The following is a 24,757-nucleotide window of genomic DNA, read 5'->3' as shown; positions in this document are numbered from 1 at the left end:
CAGGCACAAGATCAGCAGACACCCACCAAATCCTGCCGATCCAACTTCCAACTGCCAAGCCACCACACCGATCTCATTCTGAAATGATCAGTAAGAAGGGGAGCGAGAACCGATCCATGCCACTGGCCTGCCGGGCAGAGGCGCCCTGTCCAACCGAAGTTCCTGAAGGGATCCGCCGATGTCCTGCAGTCGCACCCTCTCTCCGTCCCCGACGACCTTCGTCGTCACCGTCTCCGCCTGAATCCGCCGAGGTCACGACACGCTGAAGCCCCCCCGAGACTGGCAGCCCCATGCTGCCCCACACCGCGACCGGCCCGAGCGCCGAGCAGCCGACAGCAGTCCCATCCACGATCCCTCAAGGCCAGCGGCACGCTGATGACCTGGCCCTCGTCGAGTATTTGGAGCAACTCGGTTTCGAAGGAGCCGAGTTCGACACCTTCGCCGGACGCATGATCGAACACGGTCTGCGTGTCACTCATGCCTGGATCATCAGCCGCAAGATCTTCTCCGAGTGCGCGCGGCGAGGTATCAAGCTCGGGGATCCGCCCTTGGACTGGTCCGAGGACGAACGCCACGACATCGTCCAGGACACGGTCCTCAGGGCGTTCAACCGTTTCAAGCGAACGGCGTTGCACGCCCGTAAATGGAGACCCGAGGGAGGCGCCAGCCTACGGACCTACTTCATCGGGACATGTCTGTACGCCTTCGCCGACGAGTACCGGGCCTGGTTGGACCGCCGCAACGCACGGCGCATGGAGATCCGCAATCTGGCGCTCCAGCTGGGTGCGTCCGCACCGGTTGCGACGCACCACCGGGTCGGAGCCCTCGCCTTGGACAGGGACGCGGCACGGACGGCCCTCAAGGCCCTGCACGACCGCGATCCGCGACTGGCCAAGATCATCGCTCTGGAAGCCGAAGGCTGCTCCCATGACGAGATCGCCACGCTCCTCTGCGACGGGACAAGCCCTCGAGCTGTCGAAGGAGCCCTCTACCGCCACAGGTGCCGCATAGAGAAGGGATGAGCGTTGACCGGCCCGCGGTACGAAACCGAAGGTGCGAGGGAGCAGGACGTCTTCCGCGCATTGCTCGCCCGATCATCCGTCGGTGCGGTCGGCACGACATCTGGCCGACCGCAGCCGACTACAACTAATCGAACACCGCAGCAGCCCGCTCCACCCGTGCCTGCTGACGCCCGCGAAGTCGACGTCGCTCTGCTCAAGAGCCAGTTCGGCATGATGGTGCACCGCTACCTGTACTCGCGCGTGCCCGACAACAGCATCTGTGCGGACCTTGCCGAAGCCGTCTTCTCCTCGGCTGTGCGCCAGATCCGCCGTACCAGCACGGCTGAGGATGGGTGGGCCGAACTCCTAGTGCGCCTGTCACGAAGGGCAGCCAACCGTCACCAGCGAGAGGCGACGTCAGCCGCGGTGGAGGCCGCGCGCGAACAGCCCCGCTCTCCTGCCGTAGGTGCATCCAGCTGCGGGACGTCGGCACAGCCCGCCTGTCCGGACCCGGAGCAGTCGCGGGCGGTCGTGGTCGGCGCCAGCAGCCGAGGCGCACCGCTGCCAGGCGTCGAAGCATCCGCCCTCGAACTGGCAGAACAGTTCTCCCATCTGGGAGTACCCCACACCATCGCTCTGACCGGAGACGAGGCCACACCGCAGGCGACGATCGCCGCTCTCAAGACAGCAGCCACCCAGGCCACCGACACGTTGATCTTTTACTTTGCCGGCCACGGAACCACCGACCACCGTGGTGACCTGTACCTGGGAGGCACTGGTGAGACTGCAGGCTTGCACGAGGGGCTGCCCTACTCACGTGTCAGCGACCTGCTGCGCCGAAGCTGTGCGAGCCGGACACTGGTGATTCTCGACGCGTGCGCCAGCGGCAGCGCGCTCCCCCACTTCACCGATGCAGCGGAAGCGGAACAGACATCTTCCCGAAGTCCGAAGGAGGAGTACATCTTGGCGGCGACAGGGCCCGACGGATGGGCGCTGGACCGTGACCCGGCCAACCCGGGCAGTCCCTACACGGCGTTCGCTACCGCCCTGCTCCATGTCCTGAACGACAGGGGCGATGACACATCTCTGTGCCTAAACGTTCCCACGCTGCACAGGTCGCTTGTCCATCGTCTAGCACAGGAAGCTCTGCCGAAACCACATCTGTTCGCACGCAACAGCAGTCCGCAGCCGTTCACCCTCGTCTTCCCGTGCAAGTCCACCGACCACTTCCCTTCCAACAATCCGGGGGTGGATCCGTGAACTGGCGACTTTCGGCAGGCTGGCGCCGCCTCCCGGGCCAGGCGCCCCGCACGGGGCGGATGGACCGCAGTGCCGGTGCAGTTTCCTGTGTCAAGGGCCGGGCGCCCCCGGGCTCAGAGGGATGCGACCGCTTTCACGAGGCGGGCAGTTACCGTGTGATGCGGGCGTGCACGGTGAGTGCCACGGGTCGCTGTTCGAGGTAGAGCTCAGCGGAATGGGGGTCGTCCTGGTTGTCGACGACTTCGTCAGTGACATCCGGTGCCAGGGCGGCAAGGCCGAGGCCCGCAGTGATCGGGTCGTAGGGGTCGAGGACGTTCAGCCAGGCCACGTGCGTCGGCAGCTGCAGTGTCGCTGGCTTCTCCAGACGGAGTTTGCGGTGAATGGGAAGCCAGGCCAGTGGCGAGCCACAGGTGATGAGCTGGTTCACCGACGCCGGGATCTGACCGCGGCGGAACATGTCGTACACGACGACACTGCCAAGCGAGTGGGCGATGATCAGCGTGGCGCCGGTCTGCTTGATCGACTGCAGTACCCGGTCTCGGACCTCGTCGGCCTTGTCTTTGTGCTTGTCGCTGAAGTAGCCCTGTACCTCGCTGAGCCTACTGAGCACTGCCTGCCCCGCGCGGGGGCCGAAACGGCGATCAATTGCTGCCAGAGCCGCGGTGAGACGAGGGGAGGTGCGCAGCACCTTGCCCAGGGTGCCTGCCGGCGGCTGCCATGCGACGTCCGGAGGAGTGTGCGCTTCCAGAGCCCGCAGGAAGAACTCTTCTTCGTCGCCGTCCGCTTCCAGCTCGGCCGCTTCCTCGTCGTCACCGAGCTGCAATCGGCCACGGGGAAAGACATCGCCGTAGTACGGGGTGGTCATCCCCGGTGCGGCGGCAGCGTTCGCTCCGATGTGCATGGCGATGCTCCTGGACAGCGCCTGGCTCCAGTCTTCGGCCAGCTTGACCTCGTTGGTGTCCCGCTGCCGGATGCCGTGCACACCCACTACCTGCAGATCGCCCACTCCCCCGCCCTTCTGCCGAGTGCCACCGGGTCGTGAGGCACTATGCGGATGCTAGCGGTCCTACTCTCTCGGGGTCAGAGGTCGGCCGGGTCCGTGGGTAGAGTGTTCGCCTTGAGCGGGGCGGATGAGGGGCTTGGTGGGCATGCCGACAGGTCAAGTGCGTCGGCTGGTCGTGATCGCGGTGAGCGACTACGCAGACGGCAATGCCGACTTCGTCAAGGGGATCACCGACCAGGTCGCGGTTGTCACCGGATGGCTGGCCGATCCCGGCCTGGGACCCGAGCGGCAGTTCACGCTCAAGGAGCCGCAGGAGACGCTGCACTCTGTGCAGCAGGTACGCAAGTTCTTGGCCGATGAGGATCTTGTCAGTGCGCAGCGGGGGGAGACCCTCGTCGTCTACATCACCGGCCACGGGCAACGAGGTCCCTCCTCCGGCCGTCACTACCTGCGCTTCGCCCGCACAGATACCAGCCGGCTGCCGGGTACGGCGTTGACGACCAGCGAGGTCATCAGCGCCGCTATGGGAAGTAAGGCCGGACACGTTCTGGTCATGGTGGACTCCTGCTTCGCTGGAGCGCTGGCCAACGAGGTACCGGAAGTCTTGCGTGATCTGGGAACTCGCCGCACGTCGGGTTCCCTCGCGGTTGTCGCAGGCTGCGACTACGACCTGGAGTCCCCGGTCGGATCCTTCACCGAGCTCCTCCGGCGTGCTCTGGACAGTCTGGACAGCGAAGAACCAGGGTTCGCTGGCCCTTACTTGTCCCTCAGGGATTGGCAGCAGCTCCTCGACACCGTCGCCGAGAAGGATCGTGGGCTGATTAGAGCGGAATGGGTATGGCCCTCACTGGTGTCGCAGGAGCCCAGTCCGTGCTTGCCCAATCCGCGGTATCAAGCGCCGAGGGAACTGGGTGCTGCTGTTCGTGAGCTTCCGGACGCGGCGGGTCTGTTCGCCGACCACTGGCGCGACCGCGCCTCCGGCCGGGCGGGTGAGCAGGATACGGGCTGGTACTTCAGCGGCCGCAATGACGTGATGCGCAAGCTGACCTCGTTCCTCCGGGAAGGCAGCGGAGTCATGGTGGTCACAGGCGCTGCAGGCTCGGGAAAGTCGGCTCTGCTGGCGCGCCTGGTGACGCTCACCGACCCGGTGTTCCTCTCGCAGCCGGCCTTGGCTCAGGTGGCGGAGGCCGTGGCGGAGGAGGAACGGCCTCCTGCGGGTTCGGTGGATGCTGCGGTGCTTGCTCGCAACAAGACGTCTTTGGCCCTGGTCGAGGATCTGCTTGGTGCGCTGGGCGCTGACGTGTCTGATCTCGGGACAGCGCCGTTGCAGAAGCTGCAGGAACTGTTGTCCGCACGCGCCCTAGCGGGCACAGTTCCCACGGTGGTCATCGACGGGCTGGATGAGGCCCGGAACGCCCTTGCCTGTCTCAACGACGTCGTCCTTCCCCTCGCCCGCATGCAGTCGGACGAGCATGCGCCGCTGCTGCGGATGGTGTTGGGCGTGCGCAGTTCACCGCCCGCGTCAGCTGACGGTTCGGCGCATCTGCGGGATGTGGATGCGGATGAACTTCTGAAGCTGCTCTATCGGGCACTGGCTTATGACGATCGCCAGCAGGTGCCCATCGAGGTGCAGCGCACCGACGAGGCCACGGCTCGCAATGACATCGCCGCGTACGCGGAGGCTCTGCTCAGCGGCAGCGGAGCGGGGCCGTACGCGGGTGCGGCCGAGTGCGTCCGGGCCGCGGCCGAAGAGGTGGCCCGGGCAGTAGCTCCGTCTTTCCTGGACGCGCGCCTGGCTGCAGAACAGCTGCGCACTGCCGAGCAGGTGCAGGATCTGAGTGCTCCCCTGTGGCGGGATCGCCTCAGTCAGGGAACGGTCGCGCTGCTCCAAGAGGATGTAGGCGAGGTGGCGCGTGATCACGATGTGCCCGTGGAACTGCTGGTAAGAGTGATGCGGGCCACCGCGTTTGGCGCCGGTTCAGGCCTGCCCTGGGCAGACGTCTGGCCGGCCGTCGCGCATGCGCTGCACGCTCCAGCCGCAGGCCCCCTGCCGGTGCAGACATACAACGCGGCCATCCACACGGTGCAGACGACACGGCTGACCGGCTACCTCGCCAGAAGCGAGGAAGACGGGCGCCTGACCTACCGGCCGGTGCACCAGCAAATCGCCAAGGTGCTGATGCAGGAGCCTGCCTGGCTCGTCGGTTCCTCCTCCGCCGCTCACGGCCAGGAGGACCAGCCCTCTGCGGACGGGGAGCAGGCTGACATCACCCGGGCGTTGGCCGGCCTGGTGCCTGCGGACCCTGCATCGCTCGCCCACCCCTACATCCGTCGCCACCTCGTCACGCACGCCGCGGCCGGCAACGTGCTGGACGATGCCCATGTCCCCGTGCAGCTGCTGGCCCAGGAGACGTCTCACTCCCTGCGTGCGCAACTGGGCCTGCCGCTGCCGGACGGTCCGGCGCACGCAGGTCAACTGACGGTAACCGCGGCCGCCCTGATCGAGCCCTACCTCGACCAGGGCATCGATGCTGCCTCCCGGCGCAGCAGCATCGCCCTGCATCTGGCCGAGCTCAGCGGTGACGACCGGCCGGAGCCGGATGTTCTGCCTGTGCTGGACCCCCGGGGCGGCTGGTGGCAGTCGGCAACGAATGTGCTGGCGTCGGTCGGGCAGCATGTGCCTGCGCTCACCGCCATCGAGATTTCGCCGAACCGGGCCTTGATGGCGGTCGGCACAAAAGACGGGGTAGGCATCTGGGATGCCTCGTCCGGCCAGCATTTGCTGAACCTGCAGGCCGGCTCTGTGCAGAGCATGTGCGAGATCCGGGGCAGCGGGGGGCGCCCCTTCCTGGCGACCGCAGGAGGACGAGGCGTGGCCATCTGGGATCCGCTGTCCGGGCTGCGTGTCAGCTCAGCCCCGATTCCCGGCACCTCACGGGTTCAGGTCATCGCTGATGGCCATCGGCGATGGCGTCTGCTGGTCCGCATCCGCCATGCCTCGTTCATTTGGAACCCCGATGACAACCGCATCGGCCCGCCTTCGTTCGAGTCCTCAGGCGACGTCCCCTCCTCGGCTGTGGGATACGCGATGGCCCGCGGGCCCGAGGGACGTATCCTGCTCGCTTCCCATGCCGCGGGCCATCTGCTGCTGCACGACCTGGAAAGCGGCAGCATCACGATGCGCGTGAAAGTGCCAGGCAGGGTGCGCAAGCTGCTGGGTGTGCGGCGTGAGGGAGCTACCGACCTGGTCCTCGCCATGACCCACGAGCGCGTCGTGGTCTGGGATCCCGACACAGGCAGATGCCGGCAGTTGGGTGACGGGCCGGGTGCGCACCCCGTCCAGATCCTCGGTGCCGGTGACCATGTGGCACTCGCCCTGGAACGAAAGGGATCGGTGCAGGTGTGGGAACTGCAGCGGACGGCGTGGCATCGGATAGACACGGCCCGCGTAGGAAGGATTACCGCCATGGCGGCTCTGCCCTCGAGTCAGAGCCAATGGCGGGTGGCGACGGCCAGTGAGGCCGGCGTGCGGGTGTGGGACTCCAACTCAAGCCCCATGCCCCGGGGCGACGCCCTGGAGTTCGGCCCTGTCACCGCACTGACCACCCTGCCGATCTCTCTGGACGGCACCTCGACGCAGAAGGTGTGGGCCGTCGGTACAGCAACAGGTGTCGACATCGTCAGGCCAGGCAGACGTCGCCCCTACCGCCGTCTGCCCCCGCGCCCCGCATCGGCGCTGTATGCCACGCCCGAGGGACACCTGGCAGTCGCCAGCGGTTACGGAGTCGCGGTCTGGGACGTCGTGCGGGACACCCTGCTGCAGAGCGGACCCCAACGGCCAGACGAGCACGAGACGGCCAACAGACCCGAAAGGAGCGCGCCCAGTTGCCTCCTCGACTGGCCGTCGGGCTCAGCCCTGGTAGCCACCGCCGACCGGCACGGCGTGCTCCTCACATCCATCGATGATGGACAGAGCTCCTTCGTGCCGGTTCAACTATCCGCCGTTCCACGCGCCGTCGTAGGTGTTCCCGCGCCGGACGGAACCAGCCAGTGGATCGCGTTCGGCAGCAGCGGCGGCGTCACGCTCTGGGACCTCGCTTCACAGCAGCTGGTGATAGAAGTACGCATTCCCCGGCAGAGGACGGATGTAAAGGCTCTCGCAGTCCTTCAAAGCGATGGCATGACACTTTTGGCCGCGGCCACCAGAGAACGCATCCAGACCTGGGACACAGCAACCTGGAAGCCCCATGCCCACATCGCCTCACCCTGGACCAAGTCCCTGGCAGCCGTACCGCTGTCCGCTACCCATCACCTCCTGGCCAGCGGCAGCGGTCACGCATTGACCCTGTGGGATCCGCTCACCGCAGAGAAGCTCCACACGCTCGTCACTGCCGCCCCCGTCGAAGCCATCACGACCCTGCGCGACGCAGATGGTTCACTTCTCCTCGGCATCGGAGGGCCGGCAGGCTTCACCACACTCAAGGTCAACATCCCCGCCCCTAACCTCCCTTAAGAGCCCTCTCTGAACTGGGCAAATGGCCGACTGTCATAGGAGTCTGCATGAAAATGACCTGGCCGTTCGTCACTCACTTCAGCGCCCGTTCGTCACGCCCTGACAGTGACAAATAGCAGGTCACTAGGCTTATCTCACTGACATCCAGGTGACGAATCTCTACTGCCATCCTCATGCAGACCATCACCTACGGACAGCAGCTGGCCCCGATGGACCTCACGGTGGTCGATGAGGCACACCGGACGTCGGGCTCGATGGGTAAGGCGTGGGCCGATGTCCACAACCAGGGCGTCATCCCGGCGCACCGCCGGCTGTATCTGACGGCGACGCCGCGGATCTGGGAGGAGCGGCTGAACCGCGAGGTCGCGGAGGGGGTCCGCGACCCGCTGCCGCGTGAGATGGCGGCCTCCATGGACGACGAGAGGGTCTTCGGGCCGGTCCTCTACAAGCTCTCGTTGGCGTCGGCCGTGTCGCGCAAGCTGCTTGCGCGGTACCAGATCATCGTGCTGGAGCTCCAGGACCCGGTGGTCACGCCGGAGAGGCTGATGGGCGAGGAGCGGCACAGCGAGAAGGTCCGTGGGGAGCGCCTCGGGGCGCTCCAGGCCGCGCTGCTGCACACGATGGCGCAGCACGACCTGTCGACGTGCATCACCTTCCACCACCGGACGATAGAGGCTCAGGCGTACGCGGAGGGCCTGGAGCGCGTGGCAGCGAAGCTGCACGCCGACCAGCCCGAGAAGTACCCGAAGCACATCTGGGCGGACTGGCTGTGCGGTGAGCACGTCCCCGAGCGCCGGCGGGGAGTCCTGGGCGGCTTCGGGTCCACCGCGCTGCGGGCCGTCCTCTCGAACTGCCGTGTCCTGGGCGAGGGCGTGGACATCCGGGCCGTGGACTCGGTGGCCCTCCTGGACCCCAAGGGCGCTCCGCACGACATCGTCCAGGCCATCGGCCGGGCGCTCCGTCAGAAGCCCGGACAGGGCAAGGTTGCTTCTCTGATCGTGCCGGTATTTCTCCAGCCTGGAGAAAAGCCGGAAGACATGTTCACCTCAGGATCGTATAAGCCCTTGGTGAAGGTATTGGAGGGTCTGCGCGCTCACGACGAGGAGGCAATCGAATTGCTCGCGATTCCGCAGGAGCCTCAGAAGGATGTCGCGCAGCCGTCCGAGTATATCGGTCCGCCGCCCGAGGAAGGCGAGGACGAATCCCGTCCGCTGCTTCGTTTTGCCGCTCCGCGTGACCCGGTGATGGTCGCGGACTGGATTTCCTTCAACGTGATCGACACGGAGCGCCAGGATTGGGGGCGCGGCTGGGCGGCGCTCAAGAAGTTCGCGGATCGTGAGCTTCACGCCCGGGTTCCGTACGGGCACAAGGAGGGCGCGTACCCGCTGGGGCAGTGGGTCGCGGAGCAGCGACGGGCGTACGGGGCGGGGCAGATGACCGGCCTGCGCGCGCAGCGGCTGGAGAAGCTCGGCATGGTCTGGAACCCGGCCGATGAGCGGTTCCAGGAGAACCTGGAGGCCGCCAAGGCCTACTACAACCAGCACTGGACGCTGTGCGCCCCCCGGTCCGCAACGATGCTGGACCGGCCGGTGGGGCAGTGGCTGTCCAACCTCCGCCGCCCCGGTGCCCTGGAGGGGCACCCCGAGTGGGAGACGGCGCTCAAGGAGGTCGACGAGGACTGGAACCCGTCCTGGCCGCCGGATTGGCAGCGGCACTACGCCGTGGTACGCGAGATGCTCGCGGAGGAAACCATCCTCGCGTACGTCGAACCCGGGGTCACCGTCCACGGGATGGACATCGGGAAATGGCTCGCCAAGCAGCGGAAACCAGAGGCCTGGACTGCGCTGAGTTCCGGGCAGCGCGAGCGCCTGGAGGCCATCGGCGTCGTACCCATCGCAGCAGCACTCGAAGCGTCGGCCAAGCCGTCCACTCCGCCCGTGAGCGCCTTCGAGAAGGGCGTGGCAGCCCTGGCACAGTACAAGGCGCGAACGGGCTCTGTGACGGTCCCCAGGACTCACGAAGAACGGATCGTGATCGACGGCCAGGAACACCACGTGAAGCTCGGGGTGTTCCTGTCGAACGCAAAGTCGAGGCGGGCCAAGATCGCCACCGACAAACTCGCCGCACTCGCCGCCCTCGGGCTGGAATGGGCGGAATGAGTTCCCGGGACGAGGGACACGAAGCGCGGCTCGCGGCACCTGAGGTCAACGTCGAGTCCGACGGGCGTCTGACCGTTCCCGCGGAACACGTCACCGCGCTCCTGCGGTCCATCGCCGGCTCCTGGCAAGCCGGCGCACACGACGGCGTCCCCATACTGACCACGGAGAACGGACCAGGAATCAGCCTTGAGCCCATGACCGTCCGCTCCCTCGCCGATGTCCTCGACAACATCGCCAACCAACTCGACGTCCAATACATCCACATCACCACTCACACCTCACGCACCGAGTAGCAACGCCGACAGGACAATCAACTGGCGGGCACGCGGCTGTTCCACGGTGGCCCGGGGCCAGTACACCCCCAGCCCGCCATCAACGGCCAGGGGCGAAGCCATCCGTGCAGCTACGGTGTCCCCCGTCGTCAAGGACGATATGGGAGGAGGGGTGCTGCGGATCTGGTGGAGGGGCTGAAGTCGGCAGATGCGCCGTCCGCGTACGCCACGCCGTCGGCGGATATGTTGTCGCTTCCGGCGTCATCGACGAGTTGCGCGAGCGGACCCGCTGCTCGCACGCCTCAGGGGGCGACGTGGAGGTGTACTTCAGCGACGCCGTCAACGCCTGCGTAGTATCCCGCGCCGCGTGCGGACGGTGATCCAGGGCCGTTGGTTCGTTGCAAGGGATCCCTGCCGCCTACCTCGAGGGTGTTCGCGGAGTAGCACCGCCGCCTGGTGGGGCTGCTGCGTACGTACGGGCCAGGCAGTAGGCCCGCTTCGCACGGCCGGTACTCGCTGGTCGGGCGTACACGCTCCTGTCCCGGGGCAGCGCCGGGGTCGCCGGTGATGTCCTCGCATCGGGCGCAGCGCAGCTGGGTGCGGGCCGGTTCGCGGTATTGGTCTTTCGCGGAGGGGCGGTGGTGTGCCGAGCGCCGCGCGCAATCCGCTGTTCCGCGTTGGCTGCCCGCCCCGGCGGGCAGGTGTGCCACACCGCGGCACCAAGGCGGGCCGGTTCGGGATCTGGGCTGTCGGTCAGCAGGCGCGGCACGAGCGCGCGCACGTGTTCCTGCCATGGGATCGCCTCGGGTGAGTGTCCGTCACTGGGTAGCTCTCCGGGGGCCGGCGGGAGTGTAGCGGCCGTCGTGGGAGCCGGGCCCCGTACGATCTGTCATGGGGACCGTGGGCGGGAAGGCGGGTGGCAAGATGCGCGGCCAGGAGTCGGCCGTGCAGCCATTCGTCGGCGTCGGCGGCCTTCTTCCACTGCACGGTGCGCTTGGCCAGGCCCGCGTCTGCGTCTGCTGCGGTGAGGTTGAGCACGGCACGCGCCAGGCCGGGGCCGCAGAACGCAGCCGGGACATCGAGGTGGGCCTCGTCCAAGGCGGGCCTGCCCGCGGTCGGGGCCTGCGCGTATCTCGCGTCCGGGTGCCGAAGTCCGGGCCGGCCTCGCGTCGTCCATCGACCGCCGACGCGTCACTGTTTCAGGGGTTGGAGCCGACCAGGGTCGGGAAAAGGGTGGTGCCGCTCGCCACTACGGTGTATTCGGCCCGGATGGTGGGGACCCGATCGGTTGTCACGAGCGGTGCGCAGCCGGGGGTGGGGTTGACCACTGCCAGCTGGCCTGCGGTACTGCGGACCGACAGGCGGGCGGTGGAGTTGCGATAGGTGGCGGATGCCTGGCCGACTTCGGTGAATTGGCAGGCGCCCCAGGTGATCTGGATCGAGATGGCATCGATGTGCCCTGAGGTGACGCCTGATGCGTAGTCCTCCGCGATGAAGTGCATGGGGCCGGTGGCGACTACCCCGACCAGGCCGATGACGGGGGGATATGTGCAGGCGTTGATTCCGAAGGCCATGGCAGTGACTTGCCCGACCTCCGCAGGGTTGCCGGTGGCGCTGGACAGCAGACCGCCGAGGGAGGACGACGTGCAATGGACCGCGAAGGAGCTGGACGGGGTGTTCGGGGGCGGAAAGGTCAGCTCGACGCTGGAGACGCTCGTCGCGGTGAAGGGGCTGTAGGCATTCGGGCCCACGGTCCAAGTGGTCGAGGCGTTGGCGGACGCGGGCAGGACGGTCAGGGCGAAAGCGGCCGCGGCCGCGCCGGCCGTGAGGGCAAGTCTGCGCAGGGTGTTCACCATCTCTGGGTCTCTCCGTCTGGTTCGAAGTGAAAGGGCTGACCGGTCAGGGGATGGATGGCAGCACGGGCTGCCCATAGGGGGAATTGCCAGCCCGAGCGGGGAGGTTACTTGGGCCGCAGCTCGGCGAGAAGTGCCGCCGCACGAGGTTTCTGAAATGACTTCGGCGGCATACGTTCCAGAGGGCGTCGGGGATGAGATGGTGCCCGAGCCCGAGGGAGGCTGGGATGGGCCCGGCTACTGGTTCTCGCCGTACTCCATCGCCACGCCCCGCGTCCCGCCCCGTGGGCATGCTGCATGGGTGCAGGCCCACCTCGGCGGCGCGCCCTTGGTCCTTGTTGGCCTGTTGTCCGCCGAACGCGCCGTCGAGCTCTTTCGGTTCGGTTCCCGGGCCACGGCGTGGGACGGCCTATGAGGGCCAAGAGGAATGTGAGGAAGCTCGCCGGGGTCCTCACCTGCCGGTGGCTCAGGTCCTGGCGGTGGCCGTCGGCATCGTCGCCGAGCGCGGGGCTCGCGGACAGGGGCCTGTTCAGCGAGGGCGAGGGGGTCGGCGAGGCGGTCCTGGCGCAGACCGGCCGGGGCGCTACCCGCCTGGGCATGGCGCCCTTCGCTATCGGCGCCGAGCAGGGCCGGCAGCTGTTGCTCGCTCTCGAACAGCGCATCGTCCTGGCTGACGCGTATCCGGGCATGCTCGCCGACGACCTGTCCGGCTACTTCTTCGTCCGCAGTTCCGGACACATCGGTTCACTGATTGCGCTGGTCAATCGCGGTTGTCTGCGAGCGCAGCGCAACGGCACCGAGCTCTTGCCCGTGGCCTGCTCGACCAGGTCAAAAGATGATGCGGTGGCGGAACAGGCCCGGCGCGAACTCGAGTATGCGTTCAGCTCAGGAAGGTCGGCCACTCGTCCTCGTCGGGCTGGGGTCGCCCGATGAGTAGCGCATGGCGGTGCCTGCCGATCCGGTTGCCGCTACTGCCTGGTGAAGCCTTGGACTCCTGGCTCGGAGCCATCGTGGCCGGGCTGGACTGCCCGTTCCGGGACGTGCTCAGAACACTCGGTCTCCCGAACCGGGACTCGGCCGTGACCGCCTTCGTGCTGCCGCGCTGGACGAATCTGGCCAGGCAGGATGAGCTGGCAGCCATCGCCGAAACCACCGATGTCGCCGAAGACATGCTCGTGGCAATGGCCTTGCAGTCCTTGGACGGACGCGCGGTGGCCATTCCTCCAGAACAACGACGCGTACACCGGCGGGTCCTGTGGGGACGGTCCGGGTCCTGGTTCTGCCTCGCGTGCCTGGCCGAAACAGGCGGACGCTGGCAGCTGGCCTGGCGCCTTGGCTGGTCGTTCGTCTGTACCCGGCACCACCTATTGCCGGCAGTCCGCTGCCCTGTCTGCCGACGCATCCCTCGCCTCCGCTCGCACTCTCGGTCCCAGACCTCTCGTCCGGGACGATGCTCAAGTCCAGCAGCGACCGGCGGCCCCCGCCCTCCGCGCTGCCACCGCTCACTGGCCGGCACCCCCGTCACGGGCATCACAGCCGGCGGACCTCTGGAGGAGGCACAACAGCTCATCAGCACCGCCCTCGCCGCGCCGGGCCGGATGGTGGGCTGGCTTCTCTAGGGGCCGGGCGGCGTGCCCTTGCAGGTCGTCCTGCGCGACGTGAAGAGCCTGGGAACGCTGGTCTGCGACATCCGCACCGCCGCCCAGGTCCGTGCAGTGGCTGACAGACCGGGTGGCTGCCAGCGGCTGCCCGCTCCATCCAGCCGGCCTCGTCACACCTCGGCGGGCCGTTGTGCCTTTGAGCGCTACGTGGCGAGCCGGAGGTAGAAGACTGCCGGTCGGTGATCCGTGTTGATGCCTCCTAGTTGGCGGAAGGGTTGCCTGGTAGTTGGCGGTTCCTCTGTCGGAGCGCCTGCTTCGAGTCGCCAGTTCGGCGGGGACGCCTCACGCCGCACTGCGCGCTTCGACGAGTCGCCGCTGCGCATTTGACACCAGGCGCTGAAGTCGTCCTGGCCGTATCCCTTCCCTCTCGATCCACTCGTCCAGGCGTGGATGTAGATAGCGCACCGTGTGAGCTCCGTGGCGGCGTAGGGCTGACCGGCTCGTGGAGATCTCTTCCTGGACCTCTCTTCGGAGCTCGTCGGTCCAGCCCTGCTCCCGGTCTCCCTCGCTCAGAGGAGCTTTGAGATCGGCCACCGCCTCATCGAGGACCGTGAGCAAGTCCATGATTCCTCCAGAAGATCACGCGAGTGCCTCAGCGAGTATGCAACGGCGAACTCGCCAACTATCAATCTGGCTTCGTTGATTACCGCTCAGCTTCGCAGCCGTCTCGCCCCCACTCGAAGCGGCTCTGCGCAGCACCCGGGAAGCGAGACTGATGCCGGTGGCCTGCCTGCGCCAACGAACCGCCGTGGACTCACCCTGCCCTCCAACCAGGACGTCCGGGCCCCGCATGCTGCCGGCTGTGCTTGTGGCCCGCATGGACCCTGTGCCTGTCCCCCTTACACGCCAGTGGCCGTTCCGCGGCTCGGCGTATGGACGAACTCCTGGCCATCGCCTGTCTTCTGGCAGGCAACACCACCTCGATCCGTGCCGCGACCGGCCGACCGGAACCACCGTCAGCAGCCACAACGTGTCCACGCCCCCTGGCCGACCTCGCCCGGCGCCCCGACTGCGTCGGCGTGCTGCGCGTATTGATCCTGCTCGCCGACCACGCCGACACGCATGGCAGCCCCGTCGACTACGCCCGCCGCCGCGCCCTGTTCACCGCCCCCTCTCCCGCTTCATCGACCCTGCGCGATGGACGGGTCTGCAGAGGCGGCTGCGCTCGAATCCCGCTCCTGATGACTCACACGCCCAGCGCTGGATCTTCCACACTGTGACTGGCTCACCACCTCGTCGGGCGCACCACCTCGTCTGGTGCACCCTGGCAGCGCACCGGCCGGCAGCGCACAGCGCCAGCAGTATCAGCGTTGCCGCCGGCGGATCCTGCCCGCCGAGGCCGAACTGCTGCACCAGACCGCACGCGCGCTGCTCGATCAGCACGGCATCGACGAACCCGTCCCATGGACCCCGAAGCTGCCCGCCCGCGCACTGCACAACCTCGTGCTCCCCGGTCCCGCCCCGGACAGCGTGAGCATCGCCGAGCTCCACCGGGCTCCCCTGAGCGGCACCGGCCGGCGACTTCTCCGTCGGTGACCTCGCGCGCACCCTGAACACCACAGCCGCCCACGTCATCCATCTGCTGTCACGGCACCCGGTCGGCTGGAGCCCACCACGGTTTCGCCGCACCCAGCACACGGGCACCCGCATCGGGCAATGGCGCACCTGGTACGAACAAGGCCGCCTGTCGCTTCAGGGCATCGCCGATCGGGACGGGACCAGCCTCGCCGGCGTTCGCCTGGCTCTACTCAAGAACGACATCCTGCTCCGCCCGGCCGGCTACTGCCCAGGCGGTCCGCGCAGGACGTGACGCCTGGCCCTGCAACCCGACGCCGTCGACAGCATGTGGCCAAGGAAGCCGACGAACGCGCACTGTTCGGAAAGCGGACGCGCAGGCAAGGGCCCGCTCAGGGACAGGCACGCGGGCATGGCGGAACAGGCGGTGTCATGCTGGTCGTGGCGTTTGTCTTGGGGCGGCAGTGAGTTCTCGGCGGCTCGGTCCTGTACCAGCGGGGCTCAGACCGCGAACCGGTCCATGCGGCCTGCCGTCGGTGTGGTGCGGACCGTAGGCGCTGCCGGCTGCGACTGCGCCGGCCGCCGGTCCATCCGCTCCGCGGTGTCTGGCGCAGTGCTGAAGCTGCCTGGCGTGTGCAGGTACTGGTACTTCAGTACCAGTGCGCTCCTCCATACGGAACCTCAGACCCATACTTCGCCGAGGTGACCCTGCGTAGCGTGGAGGCATCCAGGCGAACAAGCACAAATGAGAGTCCGAGGTCATGATCGAGGCGCAGGAGCTCACCAAGCGCTACGGGGACAAGACGGTCGTAGACCGTCTGAGTTTTTCCCTGAAGCCGGGGACCGTCACCGGGTTTCTCGGCCCCAACGGGGCCGGCAAGTCCACCACGATGCGCATGATCGTGGGGCTGGACACTCCGACTTCCGGATCGGTGACGGTCAACGGGATGAGGTACGCGCGGCTCCCTGCGCCGTTGCACGAGGTCGGTGCGCTCATCGATGCCAAGGCGGTGCATCCGGGGCGTACGGCCCGTGCTCACCTGCGGATTCTCGCGGCCACGCATGGTATCTCGGGGAAACGGGTGGACGAGGTGCTGCGTCTCGTCGGTCTTGAAGGGGTTGCGGACAAGCGGGCCGGGAAGTTCTCGCTGGGCATGGGACAGCGGCTCGGCATCGCGGCGGCACTGCTCGGAAACCCGGCCGTGGTGATACTCGACGAGCCGGTCAACGGCCTCGACCCCGAAGGGGTGCTGTGGGTACGGCATCTCCTGCAGCGTCTGGCTCGCGAAGGACGTACCGTCCTGGTCTCTTCCCACCTCATGAGCGAGATGGCTGTGACTGCCGAGCGGCTGGTCGTCATCGGCCGGGGGCGGCTGCTCGCCGACAGCAGCATGGACGAGTTCGTGCGCAGCGCGGGTGGCAAGGGGGTCAAGGTCGTCACGGACGACGTCGACCGCCTGAGGGTCCTGCTGGACGTATCTGGAGTGTCAGTGACCGCCGGTTCCGGGGCCGGTCAGCTGCTCGTCGAGGGGCTCGGCTCCAGGGACATCGGGCGGGTCGCGGCAGCCCACGACATCGCACTGGTGGAACTCACGCCTCGCGGAGTCTCACTCGAAGAGGCATTCATGGAACTGACCCGTGACAGCGCCGAGTACGTCACCGCCGGCACGGAAGAGGTCATGCTGTGAGCACCGTCGCTGCCGCGAGGATCGCGCCGGGCCGTACGCAGGTTTCCTTCCCCCGGGTTCTGCGCTCCGAGTGGATGAAGCTCTGGAGCGTGCGATCCACCGGGTTCACGATGGGCCTGGCCGTGATTCTCGTGATGGTCATCGGCGTCGCCGCCTGCTTCGTCTTCGATCCGACGGGGACGACACCCGCCGATGCCGGTACGGATGGCGTCTCGCTGGCCACGAACGGTGCCATGCTCGCCCAGCTGTGCTTCGGTGTTCTCGGTGTGATCTTCAGCGCGGGCGAGTACGGCAACGGGATGATCCGGGCGACCATGTCGGCGGTGCCGCGCCGTGCCCCCGTCCTGTGGGCGAAGGCCCTCGTCCTCGCGGTCGCCGCGTTCCTGGTCGCAGGCGTCACCGTCGCGGTGACGTTCGTTCTCGGCGCGGGCGCTCTGGATGGTACGGCGTTCGGCCTGTCGCTCTCCGATCCCGGTGTCCTGCGCGCGCTGGCCGGGACGACGGCGTATCTCGCCCTCGTGGGAGTGATCGGAGTGGCGCTCGGCTTCGTGCTGCGGTCCGTGGCAGGCGGCGTCGCAGTGATCGCGGGCGTGGTGTTCGTGATCGACAGCCTCACCTTCGTCCTTCCCGCGAGCGTCGCCGACGCGGTGATCCCCTACCTGCCCGGCCACGCGGGACGGGCGATGATGTCCCTGCACGGGGGCAGCGACCTGCTCAGCCCCGGTGCCGGTGCGGCAGTCCTCGTGGGGTGGGCGGTTGTCGTACTGGGCGTGGGAGCTCTGCGCCTGACCCGCAGCGACGTCTGACCCGAACGAGAGAGAACGATGAAGAGCGGACGCCCCCAGACCCGCCCGGACCGGTCTGCCGGTTCCTGGCACGGATACGGCGGGCGCTCCGCTCTTCCGGGCTTCCTGCGAAGCGGCGCCGCCAGGGTCCGCGCGTTCGACCGACGCGTTCCGGCCGTGTGGGACCTGGTAGTCGTGGCCGTGTTCTTCCTCATCGGCCTGCCCGACGCCCTGGCAGCCGGTCCCTTTCAGCCGCAGTTCCTGGACATCGATCCCGGTGAGCGATCCGCAGCGGTGGCTCTTGCGGTGCAGATTCCCCTCATCGTCCCGCTGTGGTGGCGGCGACGCGCTCCTCTCGTCGTCACGGCCGTGATCGTCGCGGTGTCGTTCGGCCAGTGGATGCAGGGCGTGTGGCTCAGTGGCGGCATCGCTGTCGTGCCGGCGCTGTTCAATGTCGGACTGCACGCGCGGCCCCGTCAGAGTCTGTGGGCCTGGGCGGCTACGACGGCAGCGCTGGTGGCTTCAGGCTTCCGCTTCCATACCAGTGTCGCGGGCCTTGCCACCCTCGTCGGGCTCATCACTGTGGCCGCCCTGACCGGCCTCGCGCTGCGAGGCAGCCTGATGCACATCACGGCACTCGAATCGCGGGCCGAGGAACTCGAAGAGGACCGGCGCCGAAGCGCCGAGCGGGCCGTCACCGCGGAACGCGCGCGCATGGCCAGAGAGCTGCATGACATCGTCGGACACAATCTGGCAGTCATCGTCAGCCTCGCCGACGGCGCGGCCCACCTCGCCGAGTCCCACCCGGCCGCGACCGCGCGGGCCTCGCGGCTGATCGCTGACAGCAGCCGTCAGGCGCTCACCGAGCTACGCCGCCTCGTCGGCGTCATGCGCGGGCCGGACGACAACGGTCCGGAGCTGGCCCCCCAGTCCGGCCTCAACGATCTGCCCGCCCTCGCGGATCGGGTCCGCGCCACCGGCAGTCCCGTACGCCTCAACCTTCCCGGCAACACGGACACGATCACTCCCGGTCTCCAGCTGGCCGCCTACCGCATCATTCAGGAAGCCGTGACCAATGCACTCAAACACGGCACCCTGAATGCCCCTCTCACTATCGACGTCCGACGGGACGCCGAGCGCGTCGAGATCACCGTCACGAACAGCGGCCCCCACACCCACACCACCCACACACCCACACCCGGCGGGGGCGTGGGGCTGATCGGAATGAAGGAGCGGGCCGCTCTCTTCGACGGCGTCGTCGCCGCCGGCTCCGCCCCCCACGGAGGGTGGACCCTGCGCGCAACCCTGCACGACTCACCCACGACGCGCGCCCACGAGAGCGAGCCCTTGTGACCACGGTCCTGATCGTCGACGACCAGCCGCTCCAGCGCATGGGCTACGCCATGCTCCTGACCAACCGCCCCGACGTCACCGTCGTCGGTGAAGCCGAGAGCGGTCTCCAGGCCGTCCGGATGACCGCAGACCTGAGACCCGACGTGGTCCTCATGGACGTACGCATGCCCGGTATCGACGGCATCGAGGCCACCCACCGCATCGTCGCCTCGGGCGCACGCAGCCACGTCATCGTGCTGACCACCTTCGACCTCGACGAGTACGCCTACGACGCACTGCGTGCCGGTGCCAGCGGCTTCCTCCTCAAAGACGCCCGCCCCGAAGAACTCCTCGCCGCCATCCACTCCGTGAGCGCCGGCGACGCCGTCATCTCCCCACGGATGACACGCCGCCTCCTCACCACCCACCTCCTGCAGAAACCCGCCGCAGCCGGCGCTCCCCAGCCGATGCCGTACGAACTCAGCGCCCGTGAACACGACGTCTTCATCGCAATCGCTCACGGCATGTCCAACAGCGAGATCGCGCAGCACCTGCACCTGACCGAATCGACCGTGAAAAAGCACGTCAGTAACCTCCTCGCCAAAATCGGCGCACGAGACCGCGTCCAAGCCGTCATCGCCGCGTACGACCTCGGGCTCGTCACCCCACGAACTCAGCGAAAGGACCGCCCGTAGGCGACTCCACGCCACGGGCCCGAACATCGAGGTTGGGGCACACCTCTAGGGGCCCGCGACATCCCACGGCCACCGGGCAGCAGAGACGAGCTGAGGATGCGCCGCGACTCATAAGACTGAGCCGTGCGCCATCGCCGCGAGACTGCGAGAAACACCCTGGTCAGAAGCACGGCCTATGTCACGCTGCGCGAAAACGTACAGCAGGCCGGGAGGGCCGGTGTACCCAAGGATAGGCGCGACCCGACCGCCGCCCGTACCTCGACCTCGTGTGACTGAGCGCGGTATCCGGCCCGGAAGGACAACTCCCATGCTCAGAAACGGCCCGACGGACGCCCAGTGCAAGCTTGCCCACCCGTTCGTGTCGAGTGAAGAAGCCCGCCCCCCTCCCGCTCTGGGGGGGGGAGGGATCACCGCAGCGGAAGAGCGCCAGGCACCTGCTCGTCCATGGTTGCGATCAACCGGTCGAAGACCATCTACTCCTCCCCGGCACGGACCGCAGCAAGCTCTTCGCGGGACTGGCCGTCGGATCGTTGGCGACCGGCCGAAATGGTCCTTCCAGTGCTGAGTACCAGCTACTGAGATCGAACACGCCCCACTCGGCGAATAGTGGCGACTAGTTCGGCCTGGACGTAGATCCCACTGCCCCCACCCGACGCCCCGGGGGCAGAACCATCGGGCAGGGTGAGCAGGCCGATGTCCGTTGGCTCGACGGATACTTCGATGAGCTTCCCGTGGGCGAGTCGGTCCCGCTCCTCGCCGTAGCCGCCGCAGAAGGCCACCCGATCGCCGTGAACGGCCACCGCCTTGACACCCCGTACCTGGTTCGCCCACACCCTCACGGGCCGCTCGGGACGGTCGGTGCGTATCTCGACGAGCGGGAAGTCTGTGTATGGGCACGCCCAGGCGGCGGTACCCGACACATTCAGGGCGTAGCAGTCGAAGAGACCGGGGATTCGGGCGTCGCCTGACGCCCAAGCGAACCGAACACTCGCGCTCGAAGGCAGGCACTCACCGGTCCGCACGCCGGTCGGCGCGCAGTTGGGCAAGGAGTTCGGCCGGAGCTCCCGGCGCGGTGCATAGGGGGTGACGGGTGCGTGGTCGGGCTGCGTGCTCATCGCCTGTTCCTCCCTGCAGGTCGTACGCCACGGTACGCGCGCCGGGTAGCCGTGGATGCGGGCATCGACGGATCCACTTCTACCCGGGGCAGAGCACGAGCGACGGTCTGGACAGGCCCTGGTGGGCGCGGAGCGAACTGATCATTTGTCAGCCCTGTCTGGCAGCATCTGCGTCCGTGCCAACTACTACCTTCGGCCCTGCCCCGTCGGGTCCTGCAGGAGCCCTGCCACCCCGGACGGGACCGTACCCCCTGCCCGAACGGCTGACCGACTTCTGCCGAGCTGACCAGTACGACAAGCAAAAGAAGTCCTGGCAGCTTCTAACCCAGCAGTGGCGCGCTGCCGTGGCCGAATCCCTAGAACATCTACGAGTGACAATCAATCTGCAACGTGAGTCCAGCCAGCGCATACGGGAGGAGATCCTCGCTGTCGTGCGGGCAGCGAAGGACCCCCGAACCCTGTCGGTGGCAAACATCGGTGCACTGAACGCCCAGTGGGCCGATGCGGCCGATGCCTCCAAAGTCGGCGCACGCGATGGAACGCCGAGGATCTGGCGCTGCACCGTGACACCCGCCCACGGCACCTGGCTGGCCCCACCAAAGGACAGGAGCCGCTCCGATCGACCCAGCATGTGCCCGAGGTGCTCGGGTGCCGCACCCCGATCTGGCGAACTACCGGCATTCGAATGCTCTGTCGCAGCGATCTCGGCTCTCGCCGCCGAACTTCACCCCATCTCCGGCGACGCAGCATCGATCAGCTACGGCAGCAACACTCCCGTGACGTGGTGGCATCAGGTGCCAGCCGTCAGGCCGGGGACCGGAGAGTGGTACCTGACCACACACACCTGGGATCAGCCGCCCAAGAGTCGTACTGGCATGCGAGCAAAGGGCATCAAACCCGCCGGCATCAACGGCTGCCCGGTGTGCAACTCTGATCAGGCCGACCAGTCGAACAGCCTCGCATCCTGGTACCCAGAACTCGCTGATCAGTGGGTCAGTGGGCTCGAGGGCCGCACCCCGCAAAACACGCCAGTGGGCTCGAAGATCGAAGTGACCTGGCGGTGCATTGCCGGCAAAGGGCACCGCGACTGGACCGCGCCCCCGAACCGCCGCACCGCGAAGGCACTACGGTCCGGCTGCGAGTTGTGCAGCAAGAACGTCTCGAACAAGGCCACGGCCTTGTTTCACGAACTGCGAACTCACCTTCCCGACCTCGAACTGGAAGCCCCGATCCCGCTCGCCCCGCAGCCCGGCCATCGCTATCACGGTGCACGCGTCGACATGTGGGAGGAGGCACTGCGACTGATCGTGAAATTCGACGGCTGGAAAACCCATGGACCAGACGGCCTGCGCGACCGGTCGGAGAGCGACCGCGCCAAGACCCAGCGGCTCACCGCCGCGGGGCAGACGGTGATCCGGGTCAGGGAAGACCTTGATCCAGTAGGTCCGCACGATGTCGTCGTCGGGGCGGGCTGGCCAGCATGGAAGACGGCACTCGCGGTGCTCATACGCATTAAAGCACTCGGCCTTCACCCACTGCCCGATCTCTCCGCCTATGCCGAACGCGGGGCCGACGCCGCCGCAGCGGACACGGAGAATGCGCTTTTGGGGAAGCGTTACCAGCCTCGGCGGTTCCTCAAGCCAGCGAAGGCCGCAGTCGGCCTGCGCCAGCTGAACGACGTACCTCCACATCCGAACAGCTGGTTGGCACCAGCTGGTCCTCCCTACGCCAACCCGAAGAAACGAGCGGGATCGCTGCGGGACTGCACCTGCAAGTGCGGAACTCTCGTCACGGGACTCAGGCAGGCAGAAGTGGCCCGCGGCATCCCTATGAGCTGCGGCAACCACACCGCCGAGTTCCGTGCAGCCGCCCACAAGCACGCCGACCCGAACCTCACCAAGGCGGCACGACGCTGGGCCAAGGACGCGGGAGTCGAGGTCAAAAACAACGGACCCTTGGACGCCCAGGTTCTAGCCTCCTACCAACTTCACGCTGCCTGTCTGACCAAACACCTGGGGCCGGACAATCTCATTCCTCAGCAAGCAGTCGAGCAGTGGGCGGCAGAACAGCAGATCGAATCGAAGGCCCGGGGCCGGCTGCCTCGCGATACTTGGCTCGACTTCACCGCCAGCCTCCTGCAAGAACGCACGAAATGACACGTCGGCAAGGTCAAGGTGTCTCACAACCAGCTGAGGGGGAACCGCCCACAGACGCCTGGCCGTCAGCACCTACATCTGGACCCGCATCACCGAAGGCGAGCCCGACTTCGCGCCCAGCCCACCGCACATCGCCCCCGACCCCGGCCCCGCACTACGCACCGTCTGGACCCGGGAGCGACACAACGTCTTCCACTGACTCCACACAACTGACCACCACCCTTACTACGGCGCCCTCAAGCCACTACTCGAAGACCACGCCGAGCACTTGGCCAAGGAGATCGACAGATACTGAGCCTGAGCGTGATGGGCAAGGTCAGGACCGCGCGGTCCGGAACGCCAGATACCGGCTGAAGGCTTCGTTGCTGTCGGGGGTGAAGCGCCACTCCAGCAGGGCCGACCGCAGCCCCGGCTCGGTCAGCCAGCCATGCCAGGCGACCTCATCGGGATCGGGGACCACGGAATCAGGCACCACGGCTTCGTGCACGCCGAGCCAGTGAGGGCTCAAGCCGCTGCGGTTGATGAACGTGAACAGCAGCCGGGGCAGCGCACGAATGCCCAGCTCTTCAGTCAGCTCCCTCGCGGCGGCCTGTTCATAGGACTCACCGATGTTTGCGGCGCCACCGACCTCGACCTCATAGAGCCCGGGGAAGCGCGATACCTGCTCCGACCGCCGGTGGACGAGGATCCGTCCACGCTCATCACGACACACCGTCACGGCGACTCGGTGCAGCCACCCCTCCCGGATGGCCTGCCGGCGGCTGACCACCATCCCCAGCAAACGATCTTGATCGTCGACACGCTCCACCAATTCATCCACGACGCACACCCTGGCAGAGCCCACTGACAACCCCTTCTCCGAGCCCGCAGAGCCGACCCAGGAGAACCAGAACTAGGAGGCCGGACACGGATGACCACAGTTGTCGAGCTGTCGCACTCAGGCTCAACCGCCCACAACACCGTCGGTGACAACCAGCCTGGCAGGACGTCCATGGCGCGGGCGCGCTCTTCGGTGGCCAGAGCGCTGACGGTGGACTGTAGGGCGTCAGGAGCGGGTTCGTCGGTGAGGCAGAGCCATCCGATCGCGGCGGCGAGGCGGACAGCTAGGGCCTCAATGTTTCCTCAGATGCGGTACGCGCCCGTCGGCACGCCGTGGACAACCCCGTACGGGGTCAGGGCGATGACGCCGACACCACGCGAGAAGGTCTCCGGGCCGATGCTGAGCGGGCCACCCCCAAGCGATTGGGCGATCTCGGGTGCGAGGTCGAACGCGGCCCACTTCCACTCGTCCGCATCGTCCTCGGATTCGAGCGCGGGGTCCCATACCGGCTGAAGGCCAAGCTCCCCTCGACGCGTCCGCTCGAACGGCAGGGGATCGCCCAGAGTCAGCAGTTCGTCATCACCGTCGCCGGTATCGCAGTAGCGTCGGATCACCGTGCCGTGTTCGGCGACGAGCCAAGCGGAGCCATCGCCCGAAGCGCCGTAGTAGTACGCGGGCACGTCCGTAGCGTGAGCTACGCAGAGTGCAGAGCCTCAGGACGTCCTCGCTGCGTTCCGCGTCGCAGGGGTCGCACCACGCGCCGAGCACGAAGGTCCAGCCGTCGAGTTCAGGGGTGACGAAAACCCTGGTGAAGCCGTCATGACTACCTGGCTCGGCGTCGTGTCCGTCAGAGTCCACGATGTCGTTGCCGAGCGCAAAGGTCACCGGTCTTGAGTCCGTGAGTCCCGTGCACTCAGCGGCGGCAATTA

The 24,757-nt window shown here is 67.3% G+C and carries 17 protein-coding genes; 13 read left to right on the top strand and 4 right to left on the bottom strand.

What is annotated here, in order from left to right:
• Positions 1-290 precede the first annotated feature (290 nt).
• Together ABT025_RS30550 and ABT025_RS30545 are read left to right on the top strand one after the other, a co-directional pair.
• Positions 291-1,022, top strand: a complete 732-nt coding sequence (locus ABT025_RS30550; protein ID WP_351001526.1) for an RNA polymerase sigma factor — start codon at positions 291-293, stop codon at positions 1,020-1,022.
• Positions 1,023-1,178: 156 nt separating this feature from the next.
• Entirely contained in the window at positions 1,179-2,261 is a 1,083-nt protein-coding gene (locus ABT025_RS30545; RefSeq protein WP_351001524.1) for a caspase family protein, read from the top strand.
• Positions 2,262-2,409: 148 nt separating this feature from the next.
• On the opposite strand, the gene ABT025_RS30540 is transcribed toward ABT025_RS30545, so the two are convergent.
• Entirely contained in the window at positions 2,410-3,267 is an 858-nt protein-coding gene (locus ABT025_RS30540; RefSeq protein WP_351001522.1) for a lipase family protein, read from the bottom strand.
• A 142-nt stretch (positions 3,268-3,409) separates the two neighbouring features.
• On the opposite strand from ABT025_RS30540, the gene ABT025_RS30535 reads away from it, so the two are divergent.
• The 3 genes from ABT025_RS30535 (at position 3,410) to ABT025_RS30525 (ending at position 10,229) form a co-directional block, all read left to right on the top strand.
• Positions 3,410-7,777, top strand: a complete 4,368-nt coding sequence (locus ABT025_RS30535) for an AAA family ATPase (protein WP_351001528.1) — start codon at positions 3,410-3,412, stop codon at positions 7,775-7,777.
• 173 nt (positions 7,778-7,950) lie between these two features.
• Positions 7,951-9,936 (top strand): helicase associated domain-containing protein, encoded by a 1,986-nt coding sequence (locus tag ABT025_RS30530; protein WP_351001520.1) that lies wholly within the window; start codon positions 7,951-7,953, stop codon positions 9,934-9,936.
• A complete protein-coding gene (locus tag ABT025_RS30525; RefSeq protein WP_351001518.1) occupies positions 9,933-10,229 on the top strand; it encodes a hypothetical protein in 297 nt (98 codons plus the stop codon). The genes ABT025_RS30530 and ABT025_RS30525 overlap by 4 nt, the downstream gene beginning before the upstream one ends.
• A 1,178-nt stretch (positions 10,230-11,407) precedes the next feature.
• Here the strand turns inward: ABT025_RS30525 and ABT025_RS30520 are convergent.
• Positions 11,408-12,064 (bottom strand): hypothetical protein, encoded by a 657-nt coding sequence (locus tag ABT025_RS30520; RefSeq protein ID WP_351001516.1) that lies wholly within the window; start codon positions 12,062-12,064, stop codon positions 11,408-11,410.
• A 426-nt stretch (positions 12,065-12,490) separates the two neighbouring features.
• Between ABT025_RS30520 and ABT025_RS30515 the strand changes: the two genes are divergently transcribed.
• The 8 genes from ABT025_RS30515 (at position 12,491) to ABT025_RS30480 (ending at position 23,008) form a co-directional block, all read left to right on the top strand.
• Positions 12,491-12,994, top strand: a complete 504-nt coding sequence (locus tag ABT025_RS30515) for a hypothetical protein (protein ID WP_351001514.1) — start codon at positions 12,491-12,493, stop codon at positions 12,992-12,994.
• Positions 12,991-13,680 (top strand): TniQ family protein, encoded by a 690-nt coding sequence (locus tag ABT025_RS30510; RefSeq protein WP_351001512.1) that lies wholly within the window; start codon positions 12,991-12,993, stop codon positions 13,678-13,680. The genes ABT025_RS30515 and ABT025_RS30510 overlap by 4 nt, the downstream gene beginning before the upstream one ends.
• A gap of 1,299 nt (positions 13,681-14,979) precedes the next feature.
• Positions 14,980-15,258, top strand: coding sequence for a hypothetical protein (locus ABT025_RS30505; RefSeq protein ID WP_351001510.1), 279 nt, complete (start codon positions 14,980-14,982; stop codon positions 15,256-15,258).
• 740 nt (positions 15,259-15,998) lie between these two features.
• Positions 15,999-16,925 carry an ABC transporter ATP-binding protein gene (locus ABT025_RS30500; protein ID WP_351001508.1) on the top strand — a complete coding sequence of 309 codons (927 nt, stop codon included), beginning with the start codon at positions 15,999-16,001 and terminating at the stop codon, positions 16,923-16,925.
• Complete coding sequence (locus ABT025_RS30495; RefSeq protein WP_351001506.1) at positions 16,922-17,731, top strand: ABC transporter permease; 810 nt, start codon at positions 16,922-16,924, stop codon at positions 17,729-17,731. Before ABT025_RS30500 ends, ABT025_RS30495 begins: the two co-directional genes overlap by 4 nt.
• Before the next feature lie 18 nt (positions 17,732-17,749).
• Complete coding sequence (locus tag ABT025_RS30490) at positions 17,750-19,063, top strand: sensor histidine kinase (protein ID WP_351001504.1); 1,314 nt, start codon at positions 17,750-17,752, stop codon at positions 19,061-19,063.
• On the top strand, positions 19,060-19,737 hold the full coding sequence (locus ABT025_RS30485) for a response regulator (protein ID WP_351001502.1): 678 nt from the start codon (positions 19,060-19,062) through the stop codon (positions 19,735-19,737). The genes ABT025_RS30490 and ABT025_RS30485 overlap by 4 nt, the downstream gene beginning before the upstream one ends.
• 1,486 nt (positions 19,738-21,223) lie before the next feature.
• A complete protein-coding gene (locus ABT025_RS30480) occupies positions 21,224-23,008 on the top strand; it encodes a zinc-ribbon domain-containing protein (RefSeq protein ID WP_351001500.1) in 1,785 nt (594 codons plus the stop codon).
• 316 nt (positions 23,009-23,324) lie between these two features.
• On the opposite strand, the gene ABT025_RS30475 is transcribed toward ABT025_RS30480, so the two are convergent.
• Both ABT025_RS30475 and ABT025_RS30470 read right to left on the bottom strand, forming a co-directional pair.
• The gene (locus tag ABT025_RS30475; protein WP_351001498.1) at positions 23,325-23,828 is read right to left on the bottom strand and encodes an NUDIX hydrolase; all 504 of its coding nucleotides are present in this window, start codon (positions 23,826-23,828) and stop codon (positions 23,325-23,327) included.
• Positions 23,829-24,130: 302 nt separating this feature from the next.
• Positions 24,131-24,508 (bottom strand): hypothetical protein, encoded by a 378-nt coding sequence (locus ABT025_RS30470; RefSeq protein WP_351001496.1) that lies wholly within the window; start codon positions 24,506-24,508, stop codon positions 24,131-24,133.
• Between the last annotated feature and the right edge of the window lie 249 nt (positions 24,509-24,757).

This window comes from Streptomyces sp. NPDC002809, from assembly GCF_040295435.1.
Classification (GTDB): Bacteria; Actinomycetota; Actinomycetes; order Streptomycetales; family Streptomycetaceae; genus Streptomyces.
The sequence above is the reverse complement of the archived record's forward strand: the minus strand, read 5'-3'. Positions and strand labels throughout refer to the sequence as shown.